This is a genomic window from Nocardiopsis sp. CNT312 (assembly GCF_000515115.1).
Taxonomy (GTDB): Bacteria; Actinomycetota; Actinomycetes; order Streptosporangiales; family Streptosporangiaceae; genus Nocardiopsis.
The window spans coordinates 1-15,211 of record NZ_AZXF01000044.1 but is presented as its reverse complement, the minus strand read 5'-3'; the positions used below and the strand labels follow the sequence as shown (position 1 = coordinate 15,211).

16 protein-coding genes and 2 tRNA genes are annotated in these 15,211 nt (G+C 71.3%); 2 read left to right on the top strand and 16 right to left on the bottom strand.

Going from position 1 to position 15,211, the window contains the following annotated elements; translation table 11 throughout:
* The 5 genes from B042_RS0116675 to B042_RS0116655 all read right to left on the bottom strand — a co-directional run.
* On the bottom strand, positions 1 to 228 hold a 228-nt coding region (locus tag B042_RS0116675), incomplete at its 3' end, for a helix-turn-helix domain-containing protein (protein ID WP_155988858.1).
* A gap of 463 nt (positions 229 to 691) precedes the next feature.
* The gene (locus tag B042_RS0116670) at positions 692 to 1,834 is read right to left on the bottom strand and encodes a hypothetical protein (RefSeq protein ID WP_197024343.1); all 1,143 of its coding nucleotides are present in this window, start codon (positions 1,832 to 1,834) and stop codon (positions 692 to 694) included.
* Positions 1,835 to 2,238: 404 nt separating this feature from the next.
* Positions 2,239 to 2,598, bottom strand: a complete 360-nt coding sequence (locus B042_RS25190; RefSeq protein WP_081748833.1) for a hypothetical protein — start codon at positions 2,596 to 2,598, stop codon at positions 2,239 to 2,241.
* Between the two features lie 437 nt (positions 2,599 to 3,035).
* Positions 3,036 to 3,109, bottom strand: a tRNA-Pro gene (locus B042_RS0116660).
* Between the two features lie 71 nt (positions 3,110 to 3,180).
* A complete protein-coding gene (locus tag B042_RS0116655) occupies positions 3,181 to 3,840 on the bottom strand; it encodes a dienelactone hydrolase family protein (protein WP_028649278.1) in 660 nt (219 codons plus the stop codon).
* 179 nt (positions 3,841 to 4,019) lie between these two features.
* On the opposite strand from B042_RS0116655, the gene B042_RS0116650 reads away from it, so the two are divergent.
* A complete protein-coding gene (locus B042_RS0116650; protein WP_028649277.1) occupies positions 4,020 to 4,298 on the top strand; it encodes a hypothetical protein in 279 nt (92 codons plus the stop codon).
* A gap of 38 nt (positions 4,299 to 4,336) precedes the next feature.
* On the opposite strand, the gene B042_RS0116645 is transcribed toward B042_RS0116650, so the two are convergent.
* The 4 genes from B042_RS0116645 to B042_RS0116630 form a co-directional block, all read right to left on the bottom strand.
* Positions 4,337 to 5,329: a hypothetical protein gene (locus tag B042_RS0116645; protein ID WP_028649276.1), complete on the bottom strand. Its 993-nt coding sequence runs from the start codon at positions 5,327 to 5,329 to the stop codon at positions 4,337 to 4,339.
* Between the two features lie 351 nt (positions 5,330 to 5,680).
* On the bottom strand, positions 5,681 to 5,869 hold the full coding sequence (locus tag B042_RS25810; RefSeq protein ID WP_051415755.1) for a hypothetical protein: 189 nt from the start codon (positions 5,867 to 5,869) through the stop codon (positions 5,681 to 5,683).
* A 195-nt stretch (positions 5,870 to 6,064) separates the two neighbouring features.
* Positions 6,065 to 7,051 carry an NADPH:quinone oxidoreductase family protein gene (locus tag B042_RS0116635; protein ID WP_028649275.1) on the bottom strand — a complete coding sequence of 329 codons (987 nt, stop codon included), beginning with the start codon at positions 7,049 to 7,051 and terminating at the stop codon, positions 6,065 to 6,067.
* Positions 7,052 to 7,117: 66 nt separating this feature from the next.
* Positions 7,118 to 8,335 (bottom strand): acetyl-CoA C-acetyltransferase, encoded by a 1,218-nt coding sequence (locus B042_RS0116630; RefSeq protein WP_028649274.1) that lies wholly within the window; start codon positions 8,333 to 8,335, stop codon positions 7,118 to 7,120.
* A 154-nt stretch (positions 8,336 to 8,489) separates the two neighbouring features.
* Between B042_RS0116630 and B042_RS0116625 the strand changes: the two genes are divergently transcribed.
* Positions 8,490 to 9,092: a TetR/AcrR family transcriptional regulator gene (locus B042_RS0116625; protein WP_028649273.1), complete on the top strand. Its 603-nt coding sequence runs from the start codon at positions 8,490 to 8,492 to the stop codon at positions 9,090 to 9,092.
* Between the two features lie 256 nt (positions 9,093 to 9,348).
* Here B042_RS0116625 and B042_RS0116620 read toward each other — a convergent pair.
* The 7 genes from B042_RS0116620 to B042_RS23555 all read right to left on the bottom strand — a co-directional run bounded on the left by B042_RS0116620 (position 9,349) and on the right by B042_RS23555 (position 14,968).
* Positions 9,349 to 9,422, bottom strand: a tRNA-Pro gene (locus B042_RS0116620).
* A gap of 90 nt (positions 9,423 to 9,512) precedes the next feature.
* Positions 9,513 to 10,010 (bottom strand): DUF523 domain-containing protein, encoded by a 498-nt coding sequence (locus B042_RS0116615; protein WP_028649272.1) that lies wholly within the window; start codon positions 10,008 to 10,010, stop codon positions 9,513 to 9,515.
* A gap of 54 nt (positions 10,011 to 10,064) precedes the next feature.
* The gene (der, locus tag B042_RS0116610) at positions 10,065 to 11,504 is read right to left on the bottom strand and encodes a ribosome biogenesis GTPase Der (RefSeq protein WP_028649271.1); all 1,440 of its coding nucleotides are present in this window, start codon (positions 11,502 to 11,504) and stop codon (positions 10,065 to 10,067) included.
* Between the two features lie 180 nt (positions 11,505 to 11,684).
* Positions 11,685 to 12,380, bottom strand: coding sequence for a (d)CMP kinase (cmk, locus tag B042_RS0116605; protein WP_028649270.1), 696 nt, complete (start codon positions 12,378 to 12,380; stop codon positions 11,685 to 11,687).
* 75 nt (positions 12,381 to 12,455) lie between these two features.
* Complete coding sequence (locus tag B042_RS0116600) at positions 12,456 to 13,601, bottom strand: prephenate dehydrogenase (protein WP_028649269.1); 1,146 nt, start codon at positions 13,599 to 13,601, stop codon at positions 12,456 to 12,458.
* Between the two features lie 54 nt (positions 13,602 to 13,655).
* Positions 13,656 to 14,018 carry a chorismate mutase gene (gene aroH, locus B042_RS0116595; protein ID WP_028649268.1) on the bottom strand — a complete coding sequence of 121 codons (363 nt, stop codon included), beginning with the start codon at positions 14,016 to 14,018 and terminating at the stop codon, positions 13,656 to 13,658.
* A 119-nt stretch (positions 14,019 to 14,137) separates the two neighbouring features.
* Positions 14,138 to 14,968: a pseudouridine synthase gene (locus tag B042_RS23555; protein ID WP_369797718.1), complete on the bottom strand. Its 831-nt coding sequence runs from the start codon at positions 14,966 to 14,968 to the stop codon at positions 14,138 to 14,140.
* Positions 14,969 to 15,211 lie beyond the last annotated feature (243 nt).

Below are 15,211 nucleotides of genomic sequence, written 5' to 3'. Positions count from 1 at the left end.
GTCGGTGTCCATCAAGCGCTGTTGGGGGCGGGCCCGGCGGGCCTTGGCGCGTTGGTGGGCGGTGGTGGCCCGGTAGCCGCGCTTGCTGGTGTTGCGGGCCAGCTCGCGGCTGATCACCGACTGGTCCCGGCCGACCAGCCGGGCGATGGCTCGTACGCCTTCTCCTCGCGCGTTGGCGAGCGCGATCTCCTCGCGTTCAGCGAGGGTGAGCATCCGTCGTTCTGGCATGAGCAACCCCTGTGACCTGTGATGTTGCTACGACGGTATGACACCACCCCCTCCTTCTGTCGGGACGGCGGGACCTGAACCCACGGCCCCTTGACCCCCGAGTCGAGCTGCACCACGCCGCTGGACGTCGGGAGAAGGCCGCCCGGCAACACGAAGACCCCCGGTCAGGACGCGGGCCCCGGCTATCAGACGACGGTAACGGTCACGGAGGGGCGCCCGTGGGCGCCCCTCCTTCAACCCCGTCTCCGCCCCGCCAAGGGCACTCTCGTCTTCCACATGCGGCGGGCGGGGCGGTCAAGGCCCGACCGAGCGGCCCTGGTACACCTACCGCCCAAAATGCCCGAGCGGAAAACACTCAGACGCCTCTGCGGAACGGCCCCGTCCTGCCAGACCGGCCACAGCCGGGCCCGCGCTGCTCTATCAGAGCCCCTCAACGGGTTTGTCCGCCTCTCCAACAGCGCGTCTAGGGTTTGAGGCGACGGATCGCCAGCACGGACCCGTCTGGCCGCACAGAGACCGCGCCCTCCCAGGACCGGTCCCACCGCGCGTAGGGATGGCGCGCGTACTGGGCCTCGACTTCGCGTCGGTACCTGTCCACGCGGCCTTGTGCGAGGGCGTTGAACAGGTCTTCGGCGAGTCCGGAGAAGGCCTCGACGCGTTCACCGTGGAGACGGAACACGTGTTCGGTTCCCACACAAGGGATATCGAGAAGCGTGTGTTCTATGTTTCGGACACTACTGATGGCGGCATGCGACTGCCGCGTGTAGTACTCACGCCCCTGATGCTTGGTGAGGTGGGGCGCGGTAGCACTGCTGTCACCGGTGAAAGCCACCAGTCCGGCAGCGTCCGTACGGGCGAGAAGCGTCCGGAACCACCCGGTGTGCCGGGGGAGCACGTGAAAGCCGGGCAGGCCTTCCTCGCGGGCACCGCGCTCGGCAGGTGTGGTGATCTGAGGGGGCATGGAGAGGTCGCGCGACGAGGAGTTCAACTCCTCCTCCCCTGCCGGGAGGACTCCCCCGTCGCCGTCTGCGGCAAGCGCGTGCACGACGATCGACCCCTTCATGCTCAGTTCCGTGCTCAGAACCAGGGCTGGAGTCTCGTTCCACGGGCCGATGTGCACCGCCTCCACATGGGCCGAAGCTGAGGCCAGTTGCGGATACGAAGAACTCTGACGACCGTGGTGCCCCTTGCAGACGACGGGGAAGACCTTGGCCCGCTCCCCCGACCGCCACACCTCGGCGAAGAAACGGGGACGGTACCGCAGACCCGTCAGCGGCCATCCTGCACGCAGGGCGACTTCCGCGGGGACGATGGAGACGCGATGGTCTCGATAGCGCTCCCGGAGGATGTGCTCGACAGCCGCGACCCCGAAACCGACGCCGAGTTCGTGGGCCTGGACTGTCTTGTGCTGGCGCCGGGTGGACCGCCCCTCCGCTGACAGGGTCATGTGGTCCTGCTTCTGGCCCCCGTCCAGTGCCAGCGCGTACTTCAGGCAGCCCCAGTGCTCGGCGAGTCCTCGGGCCGATCCCTGCCTGTCCAGGGAGATCGCCCTTCCCAGAGCATGGAGAACGCTCAGGGGAGCCGCACCGACGGATGCCCTCCTCATCCCGGGAAGAGGGGCGAGTCGTGGTTTCCGACGCGGCGGTTCCTGTTGCTTTTCCTTGTGGCGCTCGTCGTCCCGGGCGATCGCCGCTGTGACCTTTCCGGCGAGGCGGTCCCCTGAAGCCACTGCCACGGACGACGAATCAACAAGACGTCGCAGGGTCGCTTCCAGCTCAGACAAAGAATCTCCTGACACGCTACCGTTTCACCAGATTCAGAACGAAATTATGCGATCGTCAGCAAGAATCCACAAGAGCAGGCAAGGAATACAACCCCCATAAGCAATGGGCCATATTTGAACACGGCCAGATCGAAATCACTTCCGCCCCGGGAAGTCCATCAGCCCCATAAACCTCAAAACCTGACCCCAAAGTCCCTGCTGGGCACTGCCCTGAGTGGTGGATCATGTCATGACATATGCATGGAACGAAGCCTCCAGCCGTCCCGCCAGAGGCACAGAAAACCGAAATACAGGAAGCATCCCCCCATGTCATGACAAGGCTTTATTGGTGTCCCATCACGAAGACCACTGCTCTCTTTGAAGGCCATGGCACACAGGAGCACTGGCGCGGAGAAAGCCGACGCGGACTTGAGGATCGCGCTGGCCCGCCTGCGCTCACGGTTCTCGCCTTCGAGTTCGGTGATGCGCCGGACCTGGTCGGCGGTGGCGGTTCCCACCCGGTCCCCGGCATCGGTCTCGGCCCGGCTCCCCCAGTTGCGCAGGCTCTCGCGGCTGACGCCGAGCCGGCCGCCGATCCGGGCGATCACTCCCGGGCGCGTGGCCGGGGTCCGGGGGCGTCCACAGCCGTCCGGATCGCGCGTTCGCCCAGCCCGTCGGGGCACTTCCTCGGTGCTGGCACGCCTCTCCCCCGTCCAGGGTTGAGAGCCCCCATCACACTCGCGCCACAGGACTCAACGGCGAGGACTGGACCGCACGCGAGTTGCGGCACATGTTCGTGTCGCTGTTGTCGGACCGCGGCGTGAGCATCGGGGAGATCTCGCAGCTCGTGGGGCACGACGGCCCGGCACCGCCGAACGCGTCTACCGCCGCCAGCTGGGGCCGGTTCGCCGCTCCGCGGCCAAGGCCAGGAACGGCCTCCTCAACGACGTGGGCCAACGGCCCACACGCCCCGGTTCACCCCCACCTGGAACGCACAAAGGGGCCCACTCGATGGTGGACCCCTCGGCGACCTGCCACTTCTCTGTCGGGACGGCGGGATTTGAACCCACGACCCCTTGACCCCCAGTCAAGTGCGCTGCCAAACTGCGCTACGTCCCGTGCACCGACGCGCGAGCGCGCCGCCAACAGGTGAAACCTTATCGCATCCGCAGGCGCGCTCGAACCGGGCCTCAAGCCGACTGCCGGGTCCCCAGCGTCCGCGAGAACCAGTCCGCGGTGGCCTCGGACACCTCATCCAGCGCTCCGGGCTCCTCGAACAGGTGGGTCGCCCCCGGCACGACGTGCACCCGGTGCTCTCCGGCCAGCCGCTGGGCGGCGGTCTCGTTGAGGGCCAGCACCCGTCGGTCGGCTCCCCCGACGACCAGCAGCACCGGCGCGCGGACGCGCGGCAGCGCCGCCCCGGCCAGGTCGGGGCGCCCGCCCCGCGAGACCACCGAACCGACGCTCTCAGGCAGGTCGGCCGCCGAACGCAGTGCGGCGGCGGCCCCCGTGCTCGCGCCGAACAGACCGACCGGCAGTCCCCGCGTCCCACGGTACGCGGTGATCCACAGGAGGGCTCCGGACAGGCGCCGCGTCAGCAGGCCGATGTCGAACCTGTGCTGCGCGGTGACCCGGTCGATCTCCTCCTCGCCCGTGGTCAACAGGTCGAACAGCAGGGTCGCGAACCCCCGGCCCTCCAGCACGGACGCGACCCTCCGGTTCCTGGGGCTGCGGCGCGAACTCCCGCTGCCGTGGGCGAAGGCCACCACCCCCACGGGGTCGGGGGGCAGCACCAGATCGCCCTCCAGTGACACGCCCGCCGTCTCCACGGCCACCCCGTATCCAGCCATGGCGAGTCGCCCCCTCCGGAGGTCGTCCGCGTGCACCCTTGTCCAGGGGTTACCCGTGCTCAGGGACGCCACACCCGCCCCGGAGGGGCACCGCGGCTTTGCGGCTTCGGCAAGGAACGTTGCCGCCCCGGCCGAGGCGGGACAGATTGGTCCGCGAGCACGAGCGAAGGAAGGCGACGATGGACGACGCCCGGATCTGGGACGAGAGATGCAGCGGCAGCGAGCGGCTGTTCAGCGGCAACCCGAACGGGGTCCTGGTCACCGAGGTCTCCGACCTGCCGCCGGGGCACGAACGCGACTTCGACCCAAACGACTACTGCCACCCGGCCGACGTCGCCGGGCTCCTGGACGGGGGCTGGGAGGTGCTCGCCGACGGGGCCCGTCCGCGCACCGCTCCCGCGCCACCGGGCACGCACCACGTCCACGACACCGTCCTGCGAGCGCTGCGCCTGCGCTGAGGCGGCGAATCCCGCAACAGACGGGATTCGTCTCCCTATCAGTACGAGCTGATGTGGACGTGGTCGTAGTGGTTCTCGGTGACGCTGCCCCGGTCGTTCATGTACACCCATTGGCGGTTGGTGGAGTGCCAGATCCGCTGCTTCCAGATGATGTACTTGACGTTGTAGCGGTCGGCGTTGTCGATCGCCCACTGCGCGATCGCGTCCCCCGAGGCCTCACCCGACCCGCTGGAGTAGGAGCCGATAGGCGCGGTCATGAAGTCGCAGGCCTTGCCCACCCCGTGGTCGTCGGCGCTGTTGCGTGCGCAGCCGACCTCGTAGGGGACGCCCACGTCGAGGATGACCGCGTCGCGGATGGCAGCCATGGTGTTGGTGGCGCCGTAGAACCCCCAGCCCTGCTTGCTGGCGGGGATGCTGCCCGCGGGCGCGGGTTGGGGCACCTGGGCGAGCTCCCACTCCTCGATCCGGTCCTCGACCTCGTCCCGCTCCTCTTCCAGGGTCTCGATGAGCGCCTCGGCCTCGGTGAGCTCCTGCTCTGCCTCCTCGGCGATGACCGCGCGCTCCTCCTGGAGCTGGACGAGGTCGGCGATCCGCTCGGCCTGGCTGGCGGTCACCTTCTGCGCGGTGGAGGCGTCCTCGACCAGCCTGCCGGGCTCGCTGCTGAACACGATCTCCAGGGTCGGGTCCACCCCGCTGCTGGTGTACTGGCTGTGCGCGATCCGCGCGACGGAGGGCCGGACCCCGTCCAGTTCCTCCTCGACCTCGGCGAGATCCTCCTGGGCGGCCTCCGCGCGGTCGGAGATCTCGGTGAACTGGAGCAGCTCACCGTCGTAGGTCTCCTCCAGCTCCTCGGCCCGCGCCCGGAGCTCCTCGATGTCGACCTCTTCCTCCTCGCCGTCCCCGGGTTCGGCCTGGGCGGCTTGGGGGAGGGTGCCGAGCAGGGCCGCGCACAGGGCGAGCGCGCCGAGTCGGGCCCGCTTCCGGCTGCGCGGTACGGGCGCACCGAAGGAGGGTCCGAAGGTACGAGTCATGTATGCCAGCTCCATAGAACATGCCGGGAGCGAGTCCGTGCTATGCGAGGGGGCCTGTGGCCCGGAACCGGCTCGCTCGGCGCACGGCGCCCTGGGAACGGTGCCCGTGGGGCGACGGTTACAGAGAAGACAATACGAGATTTTGCGTGGGAACGCCTAATTCCAGGGATTTGCTCACTGGGAGCGACCGCATCGTCCAAGGCCGGGGACGACACGGACGAATTCAGCATGTTCGAGCGATCCCTCCCGCAGGAGCGGCCCGCACTGGAGTGCGGGACCGCGCTGTCGGCCCCAGCCGGGGCGGCACCGGTCGGTGATGTACTCCTCGATGATCGCGAACGGTGCGCCGCCTCAGGAGGCGGCGAAGCAGGAGGGGCCCGAAGCGGTCGCCCCCAGGTACGTGCGGAGGCGGCTGGGGAACTCCTGGCGGAGTCTGCGGGCGCAGACTCCCCCGAGGCCGCCCGCCAGCCGGGAGAGGGCGGCCTCGGACGGGCCGTGCACGGGCAGGCGGACACGGCCGCTCTGGCCGCTGCGCTCCACCGGCGCCCGGACGCGGCCTCGACCGGCACCGCAAGCCTCAGTCCGCCCCGCGCCAAGCTCCAGAGGAAGCGGACCGAGTCCGCCGAGCACCGGGTGAGGGCCCACGCCCGCGAAGAGGCGCGGCCCCCGCAACACGTCGACCGCGCCCCGGGAAAGCGCGGCCGACACACGTCGCGGACCCGGCGGGGCCACGGCTCATCCCGCCTGGTAGACCACCCGCCCGACGGTGGTGCCGTCGGCCAGGCGCTGCACCCCGTCGGCGACGTTGGCCAGCGGCAGGCGCTCGCTGATCAGCGGCTTGACCTCGCCGTGGTCGGCCATCGCGCTCAGGTCGCGGTGGCACCCGGACACGGCCTCAGGATCGTAGGTGTTGTACAGGCCCCAGTGCAGGCCCACGATGGAGTAGTTCTTGACCAGGGCGTGGTTGAGCTTGGCGGCCTGGATCTCGCCGGCGGCGAAGCCGACGATGAGGATCCGCCCCTCGAAGGCGATGCACTTGGTGGAGCGCTTGTAGGTGTCGCCACCGACCGGGTCGTAGACGACGTCGGCGCCCCGACCCCCGGTCTCGGCCTTGACCACCTGGACGAAGTCCTCCTTGTGGCGGTCCACCACCACGTCGGCGCCGAGCGTGCGGGCGACCTCGGCCTTGTCCGGGCCGCCCGCGACGCCGATGACCTTCGCCCCTGCGGCCTTGCCGAGCTGGACGGCGGCGCTGCCGACGCCTCCGGCCGCGGCGTGGACGAGCAGCGTCTCGCCCGAGCGCAGCCCCGCACGGCGGTGCAGACCGAACCAGCCGGTCTGGTAGCCGATGTAGAGCGAGGCGGCCTCGGCGTCGTCGAGTGAGGCGGGCGCGGGGAAGGTCTTGTCGGACTCCATGAGCGCGAGCTCACCGAACCCGCCGTAGGGCAGCACGGCACCGCCCAGGACCCGGTCGCCGACGGAGAAGCCGGTGACACCCTCGCCGAGGGCGACCACCTCGCCGCACAGCTCCACCCCGGGGGTGAACGGCAGCTCCGGCTTGACCTGGTATATCCCGCGGCACATGAGAACGTCGGGAAAGTTGGCGGGGCTGGCCAACACCTTGGCCACGAGCTGTCCCGGCCCCGGCTCGGGGTCGGTGACGTCGACAAGCGTGAGTACGTCGCGGGGCTCGCCGAGCTCCGCTACCTGCCAGGCCTTCATGCGGTCCTCTCCTTGGGTGTGTCGACCGGTCGTTCCTGCGGGGGCTGGGGCTCGTCGCCCTCCTGTTCAGGAGAGGCGCTCGATGACCATGGCCATGCCCTGGCCGCCGCCCACGCACATCGTCTCCAGACCGAACTGCTTGTCGTGGAAGCGCAGCGAGTTGATCAGCGTGGTGGTGATGCGCGCGCCGGTCATCCCGAAGGGGTGGCCGACCGCGATCGCACCGCCGTTGACGTTCAGCCTGTCCTCATCGATGCCCAGCTGGCGGGCCGAGGGCACCACCTGTGCAGCGAAGGCCTCGTTGATCTCCACCAGGTCGATGTCGCCGATGGACATGTTGGCGCGGGCCAGGGCCCGCCTGGACGCCTCGACCGGGCCCAGGCCCATGATCTCCGGGCTCAGGGCGCTCACCCCGGTGGAGACGATGCGCGCCAGCGGGGTCAGGCCGAGCCGCTGCGCCTTGGTGTCGCTCATGACGATCAGCGCGGCGGCGCCGTCGTTGAGGGGGCAGGCGTTGCCCGCGGTGACGGTGCCGTCTGGGCGGAAGACCGGCTTGAGCTGGGCGACCTTCTCCAGGGTGGTGCCGGGGCGGGGGCCGTCGTCGGCGCTCACCACGATGCCGTCGGGCAGCGTGACGGGGGTGGTGTCGCGCCCCCAGAAGCCGTTGGCGATGGCCTTCTCCGCCAGGTTCTGCGAGCGCACGCCGAACGCGTCCTGGTCGGCGCGGGTGGTGCCGGTGAGCTGGGCGACGTTCTCCGCCGTCTGGCCCATGGCGATGTAGGCATCGGGCAGGTTCCCGGACTCGCGCGGGTCGGTCCAGGTGCGGCCGCCCTCGGCGAAGGCCGCGCTGCGGTCCTGCGCCTGGGCGAAGGCGGGATTGCGGGTGTCGGGCCAGCCGTCGGCGCTGCCGCGGGCGTAGCGGCTCACGGTCTCCACGCCGGCGGAGACGAACACCTCGCCCTCCCCGGCCTTGATGGCGTGCAGGGCCATGCGGGTGGTCTGCAGGCTGGAGGAGCAGTACCGGTTGACGGTGGTGCCGGGCATGTGGTCGAACCCGGCCAGCACCGCCACGGCGCGGGCGATGTTGAACCCGGCCTCACCGGCGGGCTGGCCGCAGCCCATGAGCAGGTCCTCGATCTCGGCCGGGTCCAGCTCCGGTACCTGGTCCAGGGCCGCACGCAGCACCTGCGCGGCCAGGTCGTCGGGCCGCAGGTCCTTGAGCGAGCCCTTGTAGGCGCGTCCGATCGGGGAACGGGCGGCAGCAACGATCACGGCTTCCGGCATCGGGGTCCTTTCGTCCATACTAAGCAGTTGCTTAGCCAGGGGGCCTGAACCAGACTGTGCCAGAGCCGATCCGGGTGTCAACCCCCGACCCCACCGATTAACCTGCTCCCACCGGCCGGGAGACCGACGACCCCGAGACGACGGAGGGCCCCACATGACCAACACCGAGGAGTACTCCCGTGCCGAACAGACGCGCGCGCGACTCTTCAGCGCCGCCCTCACCGCCTTCTCCGACCACGGGTTCCACGGCACCACCACCCGTGACATCGCCTCCGCGGCCGGGATGAGCCCGGCCGCACTGTACGTGCACCACAAGTCCAAGGAGGAACTGCTCTACCTGATCTCCAAGGGCGGGCACGAACAGGTCCTCGACACGGTCCGCACCACCATCGCCTCGGCTGAGGGCTCCGGCGCGCGTCTGGCCGCCGTCGTCCGCGCCCTGGTCGTCCACCACGCGCGGGCGCACACCGGTTCGCGGGTGGTCAACTACGAACTGACCTCGCTCAGCGACGAGCACCTCGCCGAGGTCTTGGACGTGCGCAGGCGGATCGACGCGGAGATCCGCCATCTGGTGGAGCAGGGAGTCGCCGAGGGGGCCTTCGACACGCCCGACCCGCACATGGCCTCCGTGGCCCTGCTGTCCCTGAGCATCGACATCTCCCGCTGGTACCGCGACGGCGGGTCGTGGTCCCCCGAGGGGATCGCCGACTTCTACGCCGACCTCGCCCTGCGCATGGTGGGCTACCGCCGCGGCTGAACCCGCCGCGCTCACCACGGGTCCACGAACCGGTGGCCGTCCCCTCGGTCGGATCCGGTGGCGGCGGGCAGCGCCGAGGTGCTCCACCGGCGCGTGTCGGCCGGGCCGACCTCCTCGGGCCGGTACCGGCCCGGCCCGCCGCACCGAGCCCTCCCCCTGAGCCGCAAGCCGGGACACGCGGACCGGGAGTCCGCCCTGAAACGCGGAGAGGGCCCCACCCGGCGGTGGGACCCTCTCGCGAACGATCGCTCCTGCGTCGGGACGGCGGGATTTGAACCCACGACCCCTTGACCCCCAGTCAAGTGCGCTGCCAAACTGCGCTACGTCCCGTGCGCCGACGCGGTTCCACGCCGTCGACGGGTGAAACCCTACCGCACTTCCCGGTCCGCTCGCACCACGGCAGCGGTCCGCGCGCGGCCCTCAGCCGCGCTCCAGGCCGCGCAGGTACCGGTCGGCGCGGTCGATCTCCTCCTCGCCGAACACCGCGATCCCGTGCCCGGCCAACAGGTGCGCGGTAACCCCCTCCCCCGGGACCTTGGCTCCGGTGAAGGTGCCGTCGTAGACCTCGCGGGAGCCGCACGACGGGCTCGCCTGCTTGAGCAGCGCCACCGCCACACCGCGTTCGCGCGCGGTGGCCAGGGCGGAGCGGGCTCCGGCGACAAAGCAGGCGGTGACGTCGTCCCCGTCGGGGGTGAGGATCCGTGCGCGCCCCGCGAGGACGTCCTCGGCGCACGCGCCGGGTTCGATCTCGGCGGGCGGGCGCGGCACGGGCAGCCCGCCGGCGACCTCGGGGCAGTGCGGGACGAGGCGCCCCTCCCCCCGCCATCTGCGGAGGACGGTGTCGGAGACGGTCTTGGCACGGCCGTCATAGCGGACCCTGTGCCCTATCAGGCACGAACTGACCAGCACCCTGTGCACGGCTCTCCTCCCCTAGCGCCCCGGTGCTCGCACCCTGCGGCCCAGGCACCGGTGTCAGCGGCGGGCGCGCGGCTTGCGGTCCGGACGCTGACTGCCCTTGGAGGCACGGCCCGGCACACCGTTCCTCTTCTCACGGATGCGCATACTGATGTGCACCGGCGACCCCTGGAAGCCGAAGTCCTCGCGCAGGCGCCGCTCGATGAAGCGGCGGTAGTTCTCCTCCAGGAACCCTGTGGTGAACAGGATGAAGTGCGGCGGGCGCGCACCGGCCTGGGTGGCGAACAGGATCTTGGGCTGCTTGCCGCCGCGCACCGGCGGCGGTGTGGCCGCCACCAGCTCCTTGAGCCAGTTGTTGAGCTGCCCCGTCGGGATGCGCTGCTCCCAGCCGCCCAGCGCGGTCTCGATCGCCGGGACGAGCCGCTCCACGTGGCGCCCGGTCTTGGCGGAGATGTTCACCCGCGGCGCCCAAAAGACCCGGGACAACTGGCGGTCAATCTCCTTCTCCAGGTAGATCCGGCGCTCGTCGTCGAGCACGTCCCACTTGTTGAAGGCCAGCACCAGGCCGCGCCCGGCCTCCACGACCTGCTCCACGACACGGATGTCCTGCTCGGCGAGCGGCTCACTGACATCCACCAGGACCACCGCCACCTCGGCCCGCTCCAGCGCGGTGCCGGTGCGCATGGTCGCGTAGTAGTCGGCGCCCTGAAGCGCGCGGTACCGGCGGCGGATACCTGCGGTGTCGATGAACTTCCAGGTCTGCCCGCCGAGCTCGATGAGTTCGTCGACCGCGTCGCGCGTGGTGCCCGCCACCGAGTCCACGACCACCCGGTCCTCGTCGGCCAGGCGGTTGAGCAGGCTGGACTTGCCCACGTTGGGCCGACCCAGCAGGGCGATCCGACGCGGCCCCCCCTCCCCGTCCTCTCCGGCGTCGCCCTCGGGGCGGTCGGGGAAGGCCGCCACGACGGCGTCCAGCAGATCGCCGGTACCGCGCCCGTGCAGGGCGCTGATGGGGTAGGGCTCACCCATCCCCAGGTTCCACAGGGCCAGCGCGTCGGCCTCCTGCATCTCGCCGTCGACCTTGTTGGCCGCCAGCACCACCGGCCGCCTGGTGCCGCGCAGGACCCGGGTGACGGCCGCGTCGGCGTCGGCGATGCCCACGGTCGCGTCCACCACGAACAGGATGACGTCGGCGGTCTGCGCCGCGTACTCCGCCTGCCGGGCGACCATGGCGGCCAGGCCGCTCACACTCGTCTCCCATCCGCCGGTGTCGACCAGGGTGAACTTGTCGCCCTGCCACTCGGCGTCGTAGGCGACGCGGTCTCGGGTCACACCCGGCACGTCCTCCACCACGGCCTCGCGGCGGCCGAGAATACGGTTGACGAGGCTGGACTTGCCCACGTTGGGGCGGCCGACCACGGCCACCACTGGCAGGGGCCCCGAAGCCCCGTCCTCAGTGCCGTCGTAGCCGACGTCGGAAACGTCGAATTCGCTCATGTGCTCAAACTCCCGGTACTAGGCCCCCACGCGCCCAGGATGCGTGCCGTGGGGATGTGTCGGTCCGCCCCCGCACCCCCGGAGGGGTGTCGGCCCGGGGCGGTTCGGGTGCTGTCGGCACCCTCGGGTCCGCGGGCACCACCCGCGGCCGCTCTCCGCCCGGCGGCCGAGCCGCCGGGGCTACTGGCCGCGTGCCTCGTCGGCCAGCTTGACCACCAGGGCCACGACCTCGTCCAGGGTGAGCCCCGTGGTGTCGAGTTCGGTGGCCTCGTCGGTGCGTGTCAGGGGCGAGTGCGCCCGGCTGGAGTCCAGTTTGTCCCGCCGCGCCAGGTCGGCCCGGGTGGCGGCGACGTCGCTGACGCGGACCTCCTTGCTGCGCCGCTGGGCCCGCGCCTCGGCGCTGGCGGTCATGTACAGCTTGACCGGCGCGTCCGGGGCGACCACCGTGGTGATGTCGCGGCCCTCCACGACGATACCGGCGCTGTGCGCCCGCGCGTCGGCGATGATCCGCCGCTGCGCGCCCACCAGCAACTCACGCGCCTCGGGGACCGCGGACACGGCCGAGACGTGGGTGGTGACCTCCTGGCCGCGGATCGCGGCGGCCACGTCGCGGCCGTCCACGGCCACGGCGGGCGCCGACGGGTCGGTGCCCATCTCGATCACCGGTCGGGCGACCGCGGCCGCCACGGCGGCGGCGTCACCGGTGTCCACCCCGTGCTCCAGCATCCACCAGGTCAGCGCCCGGTACATGGCTCCGGTGTCGAGGTAGCGCAGCTCACGCACCTTGGCCACACCCTTGGCCGTGCTGGACTTGCCCGACCCTGAGGGTCCGTCGATCGCGATGACGACGCCCTCGGTGCCACCCTGCGCACTCACTGCCTTGCACTCCCGACTGTTCGCTTCCACCAACGAACCAGAGTACCCGGGAGCCGACGTGCTCGGCCCCGCCGATCACGCCTCGGGGTGGTGCACCGACCAGCCCTGCCCCGCCAGCGCCTCGGAGAGTGTCTCCACGGCCGAGGGCAACACGGACAACTGGGCGATGCCCAGGGGCAGCCCCGGCGTGTGCTCGATCCGCACGTCCTCGATGTTGACCCCGGCTTCGGAGGCCGAGGCGAACAGGCGGCCCAGGGCGCCCGGCTCGTCCGGGATCACCACGGGCACGACGGTATAGCCGGGGCGCCGCACCACGCCGTGCTTTCCCGGCAGGCGGCCCTGCCCGGTGCGCCCCCGGGTGAGCAGGTCGCGCACCGGCGCGGAGACGGGGCCGGCGTTCCCGCCCCGGCCCAGGGCGCCCAGGGCGCCCGCGGCGGCCGCCAGGTCGTCGGAGATCGCGGCGAGGACCTCGGCGACCGGCGCGGCGTTGTGCGTGAGGATCTCCATCCACATGGCCGGGTCCCCCGCGGCCACCCGGGTGACGTCGCGCACACCCTGGCCCGCCAGGGCGAGGGCGGTGTCGTCCCCGTCGACCAGGCGGGCGGCCACGGCCGAGGCGGCGACGTGCGGGGCGTGGGAGATCAGCGCGACGGCCCGGTCGTGGGCCGCCGCGTCCACGACGCGCGGCGTCGCCCCGCACATCCGGGCGAGTTCGGCGACGGCCGCGACCGTCTCGGGACCGGCCTTGCCTGTGGGGCACAGCGCCCAGGAACGCCCCAGGAACAGGTCGGCGCGGGCCGCCCCGGGACCGTGCTTCTCCCGGCCCGCCATGGGGTGCCCCGGAACGAAGGCGGCCGTGTCGCAGCCCAGCCGCTCGGCCTCGGCGAGCACGCTGGCCTTGACGCTGGCGGCATCGGTGTACACGTGTGCCAGGCCGCGGTCCTGGGCCCGGCGCAGGACCGCGGGGATGGCGGCGGGGGGAGCGGCGACCACCGCGACGTCGGCGGGCCGCCCGTCGGTCTCCGACAGGGGCCGACCGGCACCCAGGTCACAGGCCAGGCGCAGGGAATCGGCGTCGGGGTCGGACAGGGCGACGTCCACGTCGCGGGCGCGCAGGGCCAAGGCGATGGAGGTTCCGATGAGCCCGGTGCCGATCACGGTGACACGGCGCACCGCCGACTCCCCCCCGGAGTCCCCGCCCCTGTCCGCGCCCTCGCCCACGGTTCTCCCTGTCCCCTTGTGTCCCACGGGTATCTCAGCCTACGCCCGTCGCCCCTACTGCGCGATGTCCAAGCGCAGGGCCTGAGCGCCCCGCAGGTACACGTGCTGGACCTGCGCACGCGACAGGCCGGTCTCCACGTGGGCCATGAGCCTGACCACGCGGGGCAAGGCGTGCGGAACAGCGATCTCGGTGGCGCACATCAGAGGGACGTCGGCGAACCCGATCCTGCGCGCGGCCAGCGCGGGGAACTCGCACGTCAGATCCGGGGTGGAGGTGAACAGCACGCTGATGACGTCGTCGGGCTCCAGCCCGTTGCGCCCCATCACCTCGGAGACCAGTTCCGCCGTGGCCTCCAGCACCTGCTCACGTTCGTCCGCGTCGACCTGCACCGCACCGCGGATGGCCCGTACCGTCACGTTGGTTCCCGTCTCGTCGTCGATCCGCGCCGCCCCGGGAAAGAGGGGACGGCGGCCCCAGCCCGCCGCGTGGGCGGAGGCCGGAGACCGCCGTCAACTGTATCCACAGGACGCGCCGGTCAGAGCCCGGCTGCCTCGTAGAGCTCGCTGACCTCACGCGAGGTCAGCGTCCGCATCGTGCCCAGTTTGAGAGCGTTCAGATCGATCGGCCCGACCTGGGTTCGCGCAAGATCGGAGACGGGGTGGCCGACGGCCTCCATCAGGCGGCGCACGATGTGCTTGCGCCCCTCGTGCAGGCGGATCTCCACCATCGCCTTGGGGGCGTCGTTGTCGACGACCCGGAAGGAGTCGACCTCGACCGGGCCGTCGTCCAGTTCGACGCCCTTGCGGATCTCGCGCGCCACGCCGTGGGGCACCGGGCCCGGCACCTTGGCGACGTAGGTCTTGACGACCTTGTAGCGCGGGTGGGTCAGCCGGTTGGCCAGGTCCCCGTCGTTGGTCAGCAGGATGAGGCCCTCGGTCTCGGTGTCCAGCCTGCCCACGTGGAAGATGCGCTCCTCGGTCTGGCCGGTGTAGTCGGCCAGGGTCGGGCGGCCCTCGGGGTCCCACATGGTGCTGACGACCCCGCGCGGCTTGTTGAGCGCGAAGTACAGCTTGTCGGGGGCCGTGACCACGCGCATGCCGTCGACGCGGATCTCGGAGGTCTCCGGGTCCACACGCGCGCCGAAGCGGCGCACGGTCTGCCCGTCCACGCTCACCCGTCCGGCGGCGATCATCTCCTCGCTGGCGCGCCGACTGGCGACTCCGGCCGCGGCCAGGGCCTTTTGGAGGCGGATCCCGCCGGGCACGTCGGTGTAGGAGTCGCGGTCCTCGCCGGTGTGGCGGTCCTCGTCCCGGGGGTCGTAGTCGGCACGCAGGGCGTTGAGCCGCTCGCGCGCCGCCTTCGACAACTGGGACTCGTTGCGGATGCCCTGCGCCGGACTCCGGCGCTCCTGGTCCGGTCCGCGCCGCTCAGCCGGGCGGGAACTCCGGTCGTCGCGACCGTGGCCACGGCCACGGCCATCGCGGTCGTCCCTGCCGCCTCCGCGCCGGTCATCCCGCTCGTCCCGGCCACGGAAACCACCACGATCCCGCTCGTCCCGGCCAAAGGAACGCCGGTCACGGTCATCGCGGTCACGCGGACCACGACCGCC